This is a genomic window from Vibrio satsumensis, assembly GCF_050337435.1.
Taxonomy (GTDB): Bacteria; Pseudomonadota; Gammaproteobacteria; order Enterobacterales; family Vibrionaceae; genus Vibrio; species Vibrio satsumensis.
In genome coordinates, this window is record NZ_JAKJSX010000002.1 from 1 (window position 1) to 13,928 (window position 13,928).

Annotated in this window: 14 protein-coding genes; 6 read left to right on the plus strand and 8 right to left on the minus strand. The window is 44.3% G+C overall.

The genetic code is table 11. The features are described 5' to 3' along the window. Both L4C44_RS00060 and L4C44_RS00065 read right to left on the minus strand, forming a co-directional pair. On the minus strand, positions 1–803 hold an 803-nt coding region (locus tag L4C44_RS00060; protein WP_428804126.1), incomplete at its 3' end, for a hypothetical protein. A 165-nt stretch (positions 804–968) separates the two neighbouring features. Further along, positions 969–1,430: a TetR/AcrR family transcriptional regulator gene (locus L4C44_RS00065; protein ID WP_428804127.1), complete on the minus strand. Its 462-nt coding sequence runs from the start codon at positions 1,428–1,430 to the stop codon at positions 969–971. A gap of 244 nt (positions 1,431–1,674) precedes the next feature. Here L4C44_RS00065 and L4C44_RS00070 point away from each other — a divergent pair, with 244 nt between their 5' ends. After that, positions 1,675–1,830, plus strand: coding sequence for a DUF3012 domain-containing protein (locus L4C44_RS00070; RefSeq protein WP_008216583.1), 156 nt, complete (start codon positions 1,675–1,677; stop codon positions 1,828–1,830). A gap of 130 nt (positions 1,831–1,960) precedes the next feature. Here the strand turns inward: L4C44_RS00070 and dgcA are convergent, their stop codons facing one another. The 4 genes from dgcA to L4C44_RS00090 all read right to left on the minus strand — a co-directional run bounded on the left by dgcA (position 1,961) and on the right by L4C44_RS00090 (position 5,942). Further along, positions 1,961–2,947: an N-acetyl-D-Glu racemase DgcA gene (gene dgcA, locus L4C44_RS00075; RefSeq protein ID WP_428804128.1), complete on the minus strand. Its 987-nt coding sequence runs from the start codon at positions 2,945–2,947 to the stop codon at positions 1,961–1,963. 57 nt (positions 2,948–3,004) lie between these two features. Further along, complete coding sequence (gene dgcN, locus L4C44_RS00080; RefSeq protein ID WP_428804129.1) at positions 3,005–4,012, minus strand: N-acetyltransferase DgcN; 1,008 nt, start codon at positions 4,010–4,012, stop codon at positions 3,005–3,007. Between the two features lie 91 nt (positions 4,013–4,103). Beyond that, positions 4,104–5,009: a LysR family transcriptional regulator gene (locus L4C44_RS00085; RefSeq protein ID WP_428804130.1), complete on the minus strand. Its 906-nt coding sequence runs from the start codon at positions 5,007–5,009 to the stop codon at positions 4,104–4,106. A 96-nt stretch (positions 5,010–5,105) separates the two neighbouring features. Then, on the minus strand, positions 5,106–5,942 hold the full coding sequence (locus L4C44_RS00090) for an SGNH/GDSL hydrolase family protein (protein WP_428804131.1): 837 nt from the start codon (positions 5,940–5,942) through the stop codon (positions 5,106–5,108). A gap of 278 nt (positions 5,943–6,220) precedes the next feature. Between L4C44_RS00090 and L4C44_RS00095 the strand changes: the two genes are divergently transcribed. Further along, a complete protein-coding gene (locus L4C44_RS00095; RefSeq protein ID WP_428804132.1) occupies positions 6,221–8,281 on the plus strand; it encodes an alpha-amylase family glycosyl hydrolase in 2,061 nt (686 codons plus the stop codon). A 111-nt stretch (positions 8,282–8,392) separates the two neighbouring features. Here L4C44_RS00095 and L4C44_RS00100 read toward each other — a convergent pair whose 3' ends face one another. After that, positions 8,393–8,905 (minus strand): RNA methyltransferase, encoded by a 513-nt coding sequence (locus tag L4C44_RS00100; RefSeq protein WP_048669429.1) that lies wholly within the window; start codon positions 8,903–8,905, stop codon positions 8,393–8,395. A gap of 275 nt (positions 8,906–9,180) precedes the next feature. Here L4C44_RS00100 and L4C44_RS00105 point away from each other — a divergent pair, with 275 nt between their 5' ends. Then, positions 9,181–10,842 (plus strand): methyl-accepting chemotaxis protein, encoded by a 1,662-nt coding sequence (locus L4C44_RS00105; RefSeq protein WP_428804133.1) that lies wholly within the window; start codon positions 9,181–9,183, stop codon positions 10,840–10,842. Between the two features lie 114 nt (positions 10,843–10,956). Here L4C44_RS00105 and L4C44_RS00110 read toward each other — a convergent pair whose 3' ends face one another. Next, positions 10,957–11,826 carry a LysR family transcriptional regulator gene (locus L4C44_RS00110; protein WP_060981068.1) on the minus strand — a complete coding sequence of 290 codons (870 nt, stop codon included), beginning with the start codon at positions 11,824–11,826 and terminating at the stop codon, positions 10,957–10,959. 265 nt (positions 11,827–12,091) lie between these two features. Here L4C44_RS00110 and L4C44_RS00115 point away from each other — a divergent pair, with 265 nt between their 5' ends. The 3 genes from L4C44_RS00115 (at position 12,092) to L4C44_RS00125 (ending at position 13,897) form a co-directional block, all read left to right on the plus strand. Then, a complete protein-coding gene (locus tag L4C44_RS00115) occupies positions 12,092–12,439 on the plus strand; it encodes a DUF3316 domain-containing protein (protein ID WP_017111515.1) in 348 nt (115 codons plus the stop codon). Between the two features lie 109 nt (positions 12,440–12,548). Then, a complete protein-coding gene (locus L4C44_RS00120; RefSeq protein ID WP_146492455.1) occupies positions 12,549–13,058 on the plus strand; it encodes a helix-turn-helix domain-containing protein in 510 nt (169 codons plus the stop codon). Then, complete coding sequence (locus L4C44_RS00125; RefSeq protein WP_327784266.1) at positions 13,055–13,897, plus strand: IS3 family transposase; 843 nt, start codon at positions 13,055–13,057, stop codon at positions 13,895–13,897. The genes L4C44_RS00120 and L4C44_RS00125 overlap by 4 nt, the downstream gene beginning before the upstream one ends. The last annotated feature ends 31 nt before the right edge of the window (positions 13,898–13,928 follow it).

Sequence of the window (13,928 nt, forward strand, 5' to 3'; positions counted from 1 at the left end):
GTGATGTCTTTAGTGATCTTGTTTCCTTGACCATCTGTAAATGTCACAGTCGCAACACCGTCACCAACTAAAATACGCGCATCGTTGCCATTTGCTTCCATCATTTTGTTGAAGGCTGTTGCCTTCTCTGCATCGCTTGGAAGCTGTGGAAGTGGGTCAATGTCGCTTACTGGCGGTAAGTCACCATCTGCCGGTGGATTAACTGATGGCATATTGTCACGAATTACTTGCTCAGCAGCTACACGAACCTTCGCCATGCGCTCTGTTACTTCTGGCATATCTACTGCTGTGATGTCTTTAATGATCTTGTTTCCTTGACCATCTGTAAATGTCACAGTCGCAACACCGTCACCAACTAAAATACGCGCATCGTTGCCATTTACTTCCATCATTTTGTTGAAGGCTGTTGCCTTCTCTGCATCGCTTGGAAGCTGTGGAAGTGGGTCAATGTCGCTTACTGGCGGTAAGTCACCATCTGCCGGAGGATTAACTGATGGCATATTGTCACGAATTACTTGCTCAGCAGCTACACGAACCTTCGCCATGCGCTCTGTTACTTCTGGCATATCTACTGCTGTGATGTCTTTAGTGATCTTGTTTCCTTGACCATCTGTAAATGTCACAGTCGCAACACCGTCACCAACTAAAATACGCGCATCGTTGCCATTTGCTTCCATCATTTTGTTGAAGGTTGTTGCCTTCTCTGCATCGCTTGGAAGAGAGTGTATATTACTCGATGCGACTGAAGCCGATACGTTATATGAAGCTGCTGCTATTGCTACCGCTAAAATTGTTTTTTTCATTGTAATACCCTTACAAACCAGTTTTTGCGTAATAGTACGCACTACATCTAAAATAAAAGGGACGGTGTATCGCCCCTCTCGATGCGGTGTATAATACCCGCAAAATAAAGGTACGCAAGGTTTTAAGTTAAAATAATGCGTACTTTTACGCATTATTTTTTTAAACTATTGATTCATATAGCATAAAACCGTAATGCCGAGAATGCGTTCTACCGCATCAAGAGCCTCTTCATTTGACATAGTTCCTTGCATAAACATCATTAACCTGTTCATACCACCTTTCGCATCATCGTTCGTATGTGTGGCCATCGCGTTTTCTACAAGCATCTTGGCAACCATACAGAACAATCGATCGTCCATTCCTTTGCGCCATGAATCAATAAAGTCTTGCTTACTCGTAAAGTCTAAATGCTTAACCATTAATGGAAAGACACGTCCACTTAACGCTTTACCAAAATCGGCTCTATGTGGATAGTAACGTTGGACGGATGACTTGGTAATACCAAAGTGCTTACTTATACGGTCATAGGTAACACAGTCCCAACCATCGGTTATAAATATCTCATATATGTACGCATCATATGTATCTTTCTTTCTCTGACGCTCTTCTGGCGATATATATGCCATGACTTTACCCTTAAAAAACACATAGAGTAATGATACGCAAAATACACAACATACACAGCAACTAAATGTTAAATGAATGTCAATTTAATAAGTTCCAACATAAGTTGGTTATATGTTAGGCCAGCTTCACACCATGACATGATTCCGTATTGTTTTGGATCCTTAAGTCACCGCTCGGCTATAACAATCACGGATAGTATTTGGTAGAGTTATCCGAAATCTAGACTAAAACGGAATATTTGTTATGAAGAAAGTCGCGTTGATACTTTTCCTAGCCACTCAGTTAATGGCTTGTACCGAAGTTGGCAGTGAAGCTTGGTGTGAAGATATGAAAGAGAAGCCAAAAGGCGACTGGACAGCGAACGAAGCGGGTGACTTTGCTAAACACTGCATTTTCTAAGTGGGTTGTATTGGGCTGTTCAGAGTATCTCGTCCGAAACCATAATTGCTCAATGATGCAAATAGAAATCGCATAGGTTAACGCCTATGCGATTTTTGTATGGAGAGACTTCTGACGAAATAGTTCAGAACTAAAGAATGATCATCCCATCACGATAAGTCAGAGCAGGAGAAACATCTTGCCCAAGTAATACAGGGCCGTCGAGGTCGACGATTTCAGATTGAACAGCAATAGGCAGAGCTGCACGCATCGCCAATGAGGTGCCAAGCATACAACCAGACATCAGAGTAAACCCGAGCCTTTGGGCTTCTTCTGCAAGTACCAAGGCTTCAGTCAGACCGCCCGTTTTATCGAGCTTGATGTTGACCATTTCATACTTACCTACCAACGATGAGAGTTGTGAAGTGGTATGGCAACTTTCATCAGCACACAACGGAATCGGATGCTTGATGTGTGCCAGCGAGGCATCATGCTGTTGTGGTAAAGGTTGCTCGATCATCGCAATATCAAACTCAATCAGTTGATAAAACAACTCTTCAAGGTTGAGCCCAGTCCACGCTTCATTAGCATCCAGTACAATTTGAACACCTTCGGCGGCTTCTCGCACTGCGCGAACACGTTCAATCACCAGCTCGCCATCTAGCTTTACTTTCAGTAATTTCGCGCCATTCTCGACATAATCATGCGCTTGTATTGCCATGGCTTCTGGTGTGCCAATAGAGACCGTCATTGCGGTAACCATTTGCTCTGGCAACTCAAACAAGCTATTTGGGAACATCTGGTCATTCTGCTGCGCTTGATAATCCCAAAGCGCACAATCGACCGCATTTCGTGCTGCCCCTCCAGATAATAAAGACTGAAGATGCTCTCTTAGCTCTGCGGGATCGGTCATGCCTCGTTCAAACATGGCTTCAAGTGCGCCAGACGCTTGTTGGATTTGCGCCAGCACAGACTCCGATGACTCGCCATAGCGTGGGTAGGGGGTGCACTCACCTTGCGCTTGTTTACCGTCATGTTCAATGTAAACGCGAACAACGTGACACTCAGTACGGCTGCCTCTAGATATTCGGAAAGGCGTTTGCATCGCGATAGTAATGGGTTCTGCTGTAATCTTCATAATTTCACTCGGTTGATGTTCGCTTTAACAAATGGAAACGTAGAAATGATGAAACCGTTAAAGTGAATGTCGCAAATGATCAGTAATATGTTGTACACCAAAACGTACGGGATCCGTCACTGGTACTTGATAAAGTGTGGCCCATTCTTGGCACAAGATCTCAGCATCTTCAATGCTAATCGCCGATGTGTTCAGGCAGATACCCACCAGCTTCACATCTGGATTTGTCAGTCGCGCTGCTTGCAAGTTAGCTTCAATGGTCTGTTCAATCGTTGGCAATTGCGCGTGAGGAAGGTTGCGAATATGTGGTCGCCCTACTTCGTGACACAACACCAAAGCATCAGCTTGTGCACCATGCAACAAACCCAAACTCACTCCGGCAAAAGACGGATTAAACAAAGAGCCTTGCCCTTCAATGATGTCCCACTCGTGGTCGGCAAAATCGGGGCTAATAGCTTCGACCGCGCCGGAAATAAAATCTGCAACCACAGCATCAATCGAAATTCCGCTGCCTTCAATCAAGATACCTGTCTGGCCTGTCGCTTTAAACTGGGCTGATGTGCCCGCTTCTTTAAGCGACTTCTCAATGGCCAACGCCGAAAACATTTTCCCGACCGAGCAATCCGTTCCTACCGTTAGAAGACGCTTACCTTGACGAGGTTTACCATTACCAACGTTCAGGTCACCATCAAAATGGCGTACATCATGAAGCTTAGTCAATCCTCGCTGTTGCATGTCAGCAAGCGGTGAAAATTCACTCAGCCGTTGGTGCATTCCAGATGCAATCTCAAATCCCATTTCTGCTGCTGCCAATATGGTTGGCTGCCACGAATCAGGAATAACACCGCCAGGGTTTGCTGTACCAATCACTAGAGTTTTAGCACCCTGCGTTTGTGCCTCTTGCAAAGTCATATCGGTTAAGCCAAGAGAAACAGTTTCGTTCGTTAAACGCAGTTGGCCGAGGCAGATTTCTGGTCGCCATTGGTGAATACCACGGGCTGTTTTTGCGGCCAATGGGTCAGTAACATCCCCAAGAAAAAGAAGGTAAGGTTGAGCGATAGACATGAGCATTCCTAATTAATAAGTCCTTGTATGGAATTACTTTAATTAAGAAGTTAAAGGCTGCCGAATACCTATTTATCGACACCCTATAACCTTAGGTTATAGGGTGTATATTGCTCTTCAATGAGGTGATGAACTGCTTAACAGAAATAGACTGAGGAGTATGCTCTGCGCAAAGCATCGAAACCGAAAATTGAATATCCGGTTGTAATGGCAACACACAAATCGACTCATCGTTTTGATAGTGCTCCGCAGTCCAAGGGTCGACAATCGCAAATCCCGCTTGGTGCTTGACGAGCTCTGCCGCTGCGCTATAGCTACGAACTGAAATAGGGTGATGATAACGGCTATCACGAGCAGAAAGATTCTGATGGAGAAGCAAACCAATAGGGTCCCTGCTATCAAGCCCAATGATAGGCAAAGAGTGTTCGATAAGTTCTTCGAGGGTCGGCGCTTCAGATAACGATTCAACCATACCTGCAGGAGCTAGCACCTTAAGAGATTGAACCAACAACACTTCACTTAATATCGCGGGCGGCGTTTCATCGCCAAAAGCAATCGCAATATCAAGTTCATGCTTGAGTAAACCTTCACACAACTCATCTCGGTTTGCGGTCAGCAACTCAAACGAAAGTCTTTGTGTACCGGACTGTTGATCCCGTGACATCTGGGCTACTACCGGAGTCAGCAATTTGGTGGCAAGGATAGGAGGCGCACCAATACGTAAGTGCTGTTGCCCTTGTTTAACTTTATTGGTCAAAGAGCGAAATTGACCTAATTGCTGATACACCTTCTCGGCTTCTGGCAGTAGCGCTTTGGCTTCAATGGTAGGAACTAAACGCCCTTTCACCCGTTCGAATAATCCAAACCCAAGCTGCTGCTCAGTATGAGCAAGAATACGAGTAACGTTGGGCTGAGAAACATGCAGATTGCGCGCAGCCCCAGATACGGTTCCGGTCTGCATAATGGCGTAAAAGACTTCCAGTTGTCTTAGGTTCAAATTAATGTCCTTATAGCTCGCGAAACAAATATAGGGGTTAGATTTTTTGGTATTGGCTAAGCTGTCTATCTGTTTAATTAGCTACTTTACATGAGTTTATTTTAATAACTCTTCTATCGTAGATTGAAGTACCTCAGCCCAAGCTTGATAAGCCTTAGCATTCAAATGCAAATCATCACACGAGTACTCATTCGACAGAAGCTTGTTAGGTGACAATACTGAATTCACATCTAAGAACGCGATACCTTGCTGATCGCAGTACTCGCTTATTTTGCTATTGAGCAGTTCTACTAACGGGTTCAACCCTTGCAGTTTAGAGCCAACATAAAGCGTTGATTGCACCAAGATTCGAATATCGTTTTCTTGCCACACTTCAAGCATATCAATGTAGTTCTGGTAGATATGTTCAACATCATACCCCTGAGCCAAATCGTTTATCCCTGCCATAAAGCACACCAGCTTTGGCTTCACATTCAACGTGGTGTCAATACGTCGCAACATACCTGATGTGGTATCACCAGCCAAGCCGCGGTTAACCATAGAAATATCACGGAAAATATCAGCCCATGGCGCCCACTCAGTAATCGAATCGCCAAACATCACTAGATCGGCTTGAGGTGAAAAATGGCGATGATTGTCGGATGTCATGATGTAACGGCTCATGCTGTGGCCTCGTTGCTGAATCTCTGACTGAAGAGCAACTGCCTTGAGGATTTCACTGTCAGGTGTGGTGCTATCGAATTGAGCCAGTAACCCTTCGATGTGAGGCTTAAAAGGGCTGAGACGTGTGCTCAATTGATGATGTTCTTTAAGGGAAGATAGCCTCTCTAACAATACGTACAGAGAGCTGTTTTGACCAACTTCTTGGAATAACTGATATAGATCGAGAACAGGGTGTTGTTGTAGCGCGGCAAGTAATTGCTTGTCTTCCATGGTGTTATCTAACCCTTCAATTATCTAGTGATGAACTCAAGATAATATCCGATTGCGTACGGGATAGATAACACTAGAAACAGAGAATGACTTATTCTCAACAAGGCTGTTTACATACCGCATAAAAATATCTTCCTGTACAAATCTCGTTCTGACTCAAAAATCAGCACTTCATCATAATATGTATAAGAAATTAGCCACATATTGTGACCTCAGTCTCTCAGCCTACCGTCTACTCCTATTGCCACTAATTAACGGAGGATTTATAGAATATCAGGATGGTGAATAATAAGTTAAATCATAATAATAAGGACCTTAACGTGAAACTTTCTCTATCCAATACCGCGTTGGCCGTTACCGCCATCCTACTTGCAGGTTGCCAATCTGCACCTGAATCAGTTCAAGAACCAACGACATACCAATGCCAAACGAATACGAATGCCGACGTGAATGACCTGAGGATCTATCAAGTGATGGTCGAAAGCTTTGTCAGTGGCGATGACTCAATTGGTCATGGGACAGGCTACGGAACCAGTCACCATAACGGAGATATCCAAGGTATTATCGACTCACTTGATTACATTGAATCTCTTGGCATGAACGGTATTTGGCTAACCCCAATCTTTAATTCAGAGCCTATCGAAAACCAAGACCATTGGGCTGATAGACTAGATGCAACCGGTTATTTTGCCACTGATTATTTCAATATCGACCCTAGATTCGGAACGATGGAAGAAGCAAAAACCTTAGTTGAAGAAGCGCATGCTCGTGGGCTTTATGTCTTCTTTGATGGCGTATTTGGCCACCACAAAAAAAACGTAGTGCCGTCACCAACAGGTAAGCTGCCCCAAGGAGAGGATAATCCAGTCTCATACCCTGAGAGCCTAGCCTTCTATCAAGAAGTTGCCGAGTATTGGATCAAAGAGCTCAAAATTGATGGCTGGCGCTTAGATCAAGCTTATCAAGTGCCAAAAGAAGCTTGGAGTCAAATCAGAGAAACGGTAGACACCGCTTCTTCTCAAGTCGAATACGTAAACAGCGAAGGTAAAACCGTGAACCCTCTGGGTTATATGGTCGCGGAAATTTGGGCAGGTGAGAACCGCATTATTGAAACAGGCTACGGTTCAAATGAAGCACCAGCCTTATGTTCTGCGTTTGATTTCCCGATGCGCTACCGCCTGACGGAAACCTTTGCTGTAAACGAAGCTGGCGTGGGGAACAAAGGTGGAGAGTGGCTTGCAGAAGGCATGTCTTTACATTCGTTATACCCAGACCACGCAAAGCCCAATTTAATGATCGGTAACCATGACCTTGTGCGCTTTGGTGACTTATTACAGCGCGGTGATATCGCATCTCCACAAGACAAAGAGTATTGGCAGCGCTATAAAGCGGCATTTTCATTCCAAGCGGCTTATACCGGCCCAATTACGACCTACTATGGGGACGAGATTGGCGATCAGCTAGAAGGTTTTTCAGATAAAGTTTGGACTGATGACTGTGCAATTAATGGTCTGTGTGATGATCACGTAGCCCGTACTAACGGTAAAGTCGAAGGTGTCACAGCCCAACTCAATGCGCACGAAAAAGACTTAAAGCAATACGTGACAAACTTGATGAAACTGAGAGAAACGCACCCCGCTCTATCACAAGGTAAACGTACAAACCTGATGGCCAATGATGTCGCCTATGTCGATCACAAAGCCTATGAAGGCGATGCTGTTATCTACGCAGTGAACGTTACCAACAAAGAAAAAATCATAAAACTAACCAAAGAAAAAGCAGGCTCCATAGCTGATCTGAAGGATATTGAATCCAAGCAATCGATCTCAGCTATTGATGGTCACTACTCTATAGTTCTAAACCCTTTTGAGGCTCGTTTCTTGTCGATAACACGACCAAATGAAAAAGGTCCTATAGCGGCCATAATGACGACAGGGAATGAGGTTGGACAAGGCTTCATGGCTAAATGTAACAATCCAACGATTAACGCTGAAGGGCCAATTTCAAGTCCACTTTATGTAGTTGGCAATTTTGCTGATTCAGGTTGGAAACACGTAGCTAAACGAGAGTTTGAGTATAAAGGTGAAAACACTTACCAAGTAGTTACTACTGAAAAGCCTGGTAGCTATCGCATGCAATACGCGTCTAAAGCTTGGTCGCCACAGTTTACAGCGGATGGACTCAACCTAAAACTGGGGCAACTAAACTCATTAACTAAAGGTGGTTACGGGCAAGATACTGCTCTTACCATTCGTAATCCAGGGCAGTATGTATGGAGCTTACAATTCGATGAGGCAGGACAACCATTAAAAATTATGGCTTCCAAATGTGCTGAATAACCAAACCTAAGCTCTAAGAACAACCAAATAAAAACCCCTTATTCCTACGAATAAGGGGTTTTCTTTAATCTGCATTGGATATTAAGAGACCATACACGATTAGAACGATATCTACCCCTGCTTCACTTGCAGGTGATTACGGTTATCGCGGCTTTTCTTGATCAGCTCGTTGCTTTCATCCATTTCATCGGATTTCGCAAGGCGATCATAAAGCAACACGTTCACCGTCGCAGCCAAGTTCATGCAGCCCACCGTTGGAACGTACACAACGTGATCCGCTCTATCGGCAACATCTTGAGAAATAGAACCATCTTCAGGGCCAAAGATATAGATAGCGTTTTCTGGGTGTTTAAAACGCGGCAGTGGTGTGGCACCTTCTGCTAGTTCCACACAAACGATCTTAGTTTCAGGATCAAGATTGTCTAAAAACGACTCAACACCGGTCAACGGGATGGTTCGCGCAACACTCTTGGTATCGGTGTGAAATTTAGCGGCTTTTTCGTAGCGTTGCCCTGTGTATTTAACTTCGTCGACTTGGTAACAACCAGCTGCGCGCATAACAGCACCAACGTTTGTCGGGCTCTTTGGGTTAGTTAAACCAATAGTCACATGGCTTTTGTTCATGAATCTTTCTCACTTAACGAATAGACATAGCAGGGTGCTACAAAGCGTCGCATTCTAACAAAGCAGAGTCGAATTCAAAAGCATCGATACAAACTCACTTTTTCGCCCTTAAGCCTCTAGTTGCAAGGCTTCTCACCAAAAAAATCTAACCGTCATCATATTTATAAAACAAAAACACGCTAGGGTAACAATTAAACAACAAGCCCATTTACATTTTGAAACCACATTAATAATGTGTTGAAAATTGCATGAGACAATCACACAGGAAGCGTGACATGACCCTAACCATCAAAAACCGCCTTTATATTCTCTCTTTCATTCCACTGCTATTGATGGCAATCGGGATGATGAGCGTGACGTATATGAAGAGCACCGAGCTAACCGCACAACAAGTAGAATCGACGCGTAACAATATGATGGCGATGAAAGAAAAGGAACTCAAAGCGTATCTGCAAATGGCTCAATCTTCTATCAGCCCGTTCTTGGAAAGAGGTGCAGCATTAGAAGAGGCCTTGCCAACCTTAAGAACACTCGAATATGGCGAATCTGGCTATATCTTTGGCTACGACTCTAAAGGCGTTCGAGTAGTAGTTGGGCAAAACAACGATGGTATTGGTAAAAATTACTATGACCTGCAAGACAAAAAAGGTAATTACCTGATTCGTGACCTAATCAAGAACTCGAAGCTTGGCGAATTCACCACTTACTACTTTCCAAAACTTGGTCAATCTGAAGCCCTACCAAAACTCAGCTACTCGATATTCATCCCACAATGGGACTTAATGCTTGGTACGGGGTTTTATACTGACGACATCGATGCGGTCATTGCAGAAATGAAAGAGAGCTCGAACGCTGCACTACAAAGCTCACTGACTGCCATCGCTATTTTCTGTGGATTAATCGCCCTTGTGGTTGCCGTGTTTGCAGTAGCAGTTAACCGAACAATTATGAAGCCACTTGAGCAGTTTGACCGTTCAATCAGCGCATTCGCGAGTGGCGAAGCTGACTTAACCGCTCGAATGGAAACCTTCAAAGCGCCAGAGTTCACTAAACTGAGCGAGAACTTCAATGCCTTTGTAGCAAGCCTGCAAACCATCATTCGCAGCGTAAGTGATGTGGGTCAGCAAGTAGTAGCCGAGACATCTAGCATGTCTTCGCGCGCTGCGCAGGTTGACGAAATTGCCACAGGGCAACGTGAAGAGACAGAACAAGTTGCAACGGCGATGACGGAGATGACCACAACGGCGCAAGAAATCTCAAGCAACGCAAGTCAAGCGGCCGATTCAGCGAAACTTGCAGAGGGCAACGCAAAAGAAGCGCAGCAAATAGTGAACGCAGCTGCCGATTCGGTTGCAGGCCTGGCGAGCGAAGTATCAGAAGCCAACACCGTGGTGTCTCGTTTAGAGGGCGATGTGCAGAATATCTCCTCTTCGTTGGCGGTAATTCAAGACATTGCAGAGCAAACCAATCTACTCGCATTGAATGCAGCAATTGAAGCAGCCCGAGCAGGTGAACAAGGTCGTGGGTTCGCAGTTGTTGCGGATGAGGTTCGTAAGCTGGCAAGCCGAACTCAAGAGAGCACGGGCGACATTCACAAGATGATTGAGCAGCTCAAAGCCGCTTCAGACGCCGCGGTAAAAGCAATGGATTCAAGCCAAAACCGTAGTGCTCAAACGGTGGAAGAAGCAAACGCTGCTGCCGCGGCGCTGGCGAAAATCCAAGAGTCAATCGATACCATCATGGACATGAACTCGCTTATTGCTACAGCAACTGAACAGCAAAATATTGTGGGCCAAGAGATATCTCAACGCATTGTGGTGATTTCAGATCAAAGCTCGCAATCGGCTGCACTAGCAAACCAAAACCGTGCAGGTAGCCAAAACCTCAACAGTCGTGCCAATGAGCTGTACCACTTGGTGGATCGCTTCACAGTCTAATGTCGAGCAGGTGAACACTCCTCAACGTTCAAAGCTATCCTCTCTAAAGTAATCGGGCTTCAGAATCTCTATTCTGAAGCCCGTTTTTTATCGGTGGAGGCTTTAGGTCATAAACTAATCCAACTGCTCAGAAAGGAAGTCCACCAGCAAGCGCACCTTAGAAGATAAGTTACGATTCTGTGGATAAAGTGCCCAAATACCCTCTTTGTCATCACGATAATCAGACAACACTTCAACCAACTCACCAGACTCAAGGTCTTCACTCACATAATATTCTGGTAATTGCACTAAACCGATGCTTTGCTTGGCTGCATCTAGCAAAGCCAAACCACTATTGCACTTGATACGTCCATTAACTCGCACTGCTCGTGGACGTTTGTTTTCTTTAAAACGCCAATGCTCAAAGCCACCCACTAGACATTGGTGGTTACTCAGCTCCGAGAGTGTATGAGGCTCACCATAGCGTTCGATGTACTCAGGGCTAGCACACACATAAAGTTGTCGTTGAGATAGCTTTTTGGCTACGAGGCTAGAATCTTCTAATCGACCGAGACGAATTGCTACATCAACACCTGAGTCGATAAGATCAAGCTTTTGGTTTGTTAACATAAGTTCTAGTTCAACTTGCGGATACAGTTTTAAAAACTTATGCAGAATCGGAGCCAGTTGACGTTCACCATAAGTCACTGGTGCCGTGACTTTCAAAAGCCCTTTTGGGGTGGATTGCATTTGAGTAACAGCAAGCTCAGCAATTTCTAATCCTTCAACCAATAATTTACATTGTTGGTAATAAAGTTGTCCGGCTTCAGTTAGAGAGACTTTACGTGTAGTTCGATTCAATAGTTTGACCGCTAGGCGCTCTTCTAAGTTAGCCACTCTTCGGCTGATTTGAGCAACTGACGTAGCAAGCTTCTGCGCCGCTCCCGTAAAGCTTTCACGCTCCGCCACGGCAACAAACTCACTTACCCCTTCCCAATTGGCCATACTTTTACCCTATGTTTAACGATGGTTACCCATACAGTGTATTGAAGATATATATCAGTGTCACCTTACTTGATATGCGTTACGCATAAATATTCGCTTAGCCACAACTGATTAAAATAACGCCAACAAATACCTGACATTTCTCAAAACTCCTTACTGAACACTAACAAAATCGTATTGTCCTCTGACACTCATCCAACCACTTAATTGGTAAGTTGGTTCTGTACCGGAACACAGGTACTTCAATAAAGTAAGGGGTACTCCTATGAAAAAATTAATCATACTTGCGTCAACTCTTGTTCTCAGCACTACAGCGTTTGCAGCAACTAAAACAACGATTCAAGAAACAACGCTAAAATCTGATACATTTGTTACTGAAGCGGAAGCATACGATGCAGGCACGAACCTTATGGATGAGTTAAGCGCAAAAACACCTTTTGAGCTTTCAAGAGAACTGCCACAGTTCCAACAAACAACCAAATACGATTCGTTCAAGATTGATGATGCGAATATGGAAGTGAAGAAAATCACTAACATGAGCGGCGACACCCACTACCAAGCGAACGTAAAAGTTGACTACCGTTACACATATAAAGACGGCCGTAGCAGCTAATACCGAACGATTAATTAGGTCTCAAAACCGACCTAGCATCTAAAAGAAAGCCCGTACTCATTGTGAACTGACCCCCAATAGTTGGACACCAATTATTGGGGGTCTTTTTATGTCCAAATATAGCCGAGAGCTAAAATGTATCATTGCTAAGCAATACTTAGATGGCACGTCATCTCTCTACTTAGCAAAACAATATTCAATTTCTTCAAGACAGATACGGTATTGGGCTCAAGTCTTTGCCATCCATGGTACTGATTCATTTTTACCAACTAACCATGCGGCTACTGCTCAGACAAAACGAAAAGCATTGAATTTAATGTGGACGAATGAATGGTCTCTCACGCACACTAGCGCAGTATTAAACCTCTCATCCCCTGGGATACTCTCAGTCTGGCTCAAACGATTTAATGAGCTCGGTATCAAAGGGCTCAAAATGCGCCAGAAAGGAAGACCCTCAATGAAACAGCAACCTCAACGTACCACTAAGCCTGATAATGAAATGACGCTTGAGGAGCTAAAAGAGGAGTTGGTTTACTTACGAACCGAGAATGCCGTTCTAAAAAAGTTGGAAGAGTTGGAGCAGGAAAAAAACCGTCGAACAAAGAAAAAGCGGTCATAGCTCTAACTCTTAAAGGCAAGTACCCGTTGAAGCACTTACTGCACACTCTACAGCTGGCAAAAAGTGTCTTTTATTATCAGGCTCAAACGAGCAAGCGCCCAAATAGCTACGAACGTGAGCTGCGGTTGATAAAGTCAATTTATCATGAGCATAAGGGCCGATACGGCTACCGCCGTATTCACTTGGAATTAAAAAATCAGGGGTTCGTGCTTAACCACAAAACGGTTCAAAGGCTTATGGCTCAGCTCAACCTTAAATCGACGGTCAGGATTAAAAAGTATCGTTCATACCGAGGAGAGTCTGGAACAGCTGCTCCTAACGTGCTTGAAAGAGATTTTAGTGCGACTCAACCCGACGAAAAGTGGGTAACTGATGTCACGGAGTTCAAAGTCAAAGAGCAGAAAGTATACTTGTCTCCCGTTGTCGACTTGTTTACTCAGGAAGTGGTTGCTTATAGAGTGGCCAAAAGTGCCTGCTTGCCGCTAGTCACGGATATGCTGACGGAAGCCATATCAAAGCTTAAACCCAACTCAAAGCCAATTATACATAGCGATCAAGGTTGGCAATATCGCCATCGACAGTATCAAAAAAAGGTAGCGGAGAGTGGGTTAACACAAAGCATGTCGAGAAAAGGTAACTGCTTGGATAATGCGGTTGCTGAAAACTTTTTTGCTTTACTCAAAACAGAGATGTATCACAACCAAAGCTTTGAAGATGCAGATGCTCTGATAGAGCAAATTAAAGAATACATCGAGTACTACAATACCAAACGTATAAAAGTGAAACTAAAAGGCCTGACTCCGATAGAATATCGAACTCAGGCCTTGAAAGCCGCTTAACAGAAATGTCCAACTTTACGGGGTCACTTCA

What these genes read in the sequence shown, in the direction of transcription:
- L4C44_RS00105 (WP_428804133.1), top strand. Translation starts at nt 9,181, where the DNA reads ATGACCCTAACCATCAAAAACCGCCTTTATATTCTCTCTTTCATTCCA.
- dgcN (WP_428804129.1), bottom strand. Translation starts at nt 4,012, where the DNA reads ATGTCTATCGCTCAACCTTACCTTCTTTTTCTTGGGGATGTTACTGAC.
- L4C44_RS00095 (WP_428804132.1), top strand. Translation starts at nt 6,221, where the DNA reads ATGGTGAATAATAAGTTAAATCATAATAATAAGGACCTTAACGTGAAA.
- L4C44_RS00110 (WP_060981068.1), bottom strand. Translation starts at nt 11,826, where the DNA reads ATGGCCAATTGGGAAGGGGTAAGTGAGTTTGTTGCCGTGGCGGAGCGT.
- L4C44_RS00065 (WP_428804127.1), bottom strand. Translation starts at nt 1,430, where the DNA reads ATGGCATATATATCGCCAGAAGAGCGTCAGAGAAAGAAAGATACATAT.
- dgcA (WP_428804128.1), bottom strand. Translation starts at nt 2,947, where the DNA reads ATGAAGATTACAGCAGAACCCATTACTATCGCGATGCAAACGCCTTTC.
- L4C44_RS00115 (WP_017111515.1), top strand. Translation starts at nt 12,092, where the DNA reads ATGAAAAAATTAATCATACTTGCGTCAACTCTTGTTCTCAGCACTACA.
- L4C44_RS00120 (WP_146492455.1), top strand. Translation starts at nt 12,549, where the DNA reads ATGTCCAAATATAGCCGAGAGCTAAAATGTATCATTGCTAAGCAATAC.
- L4C44_RS00100 (WP_048669429.1), bottom strand. Translation starts at nt 8,905, where the DNA reads ATGAACAAAAGCCATGTGACTATTGGTTTAACTAACCCAAAGAGCCCG.
- L4C44_RS00090 (WP_428804131.1), bottom strand. Translation starts at nt 5,942, where the DNA reads ATGGAAGACAAGCAATTACTTGCCGCGCTACAACAACACCCTGTTCTC.
- L4C44_RS00070 (WP_008216583.1), top strand. Translation starts at nt 1,675, where the DNA reads ATGAAGAAAGTCGCGTTGATACTTTTCCTAGCCACTCAGTTAATGGCT.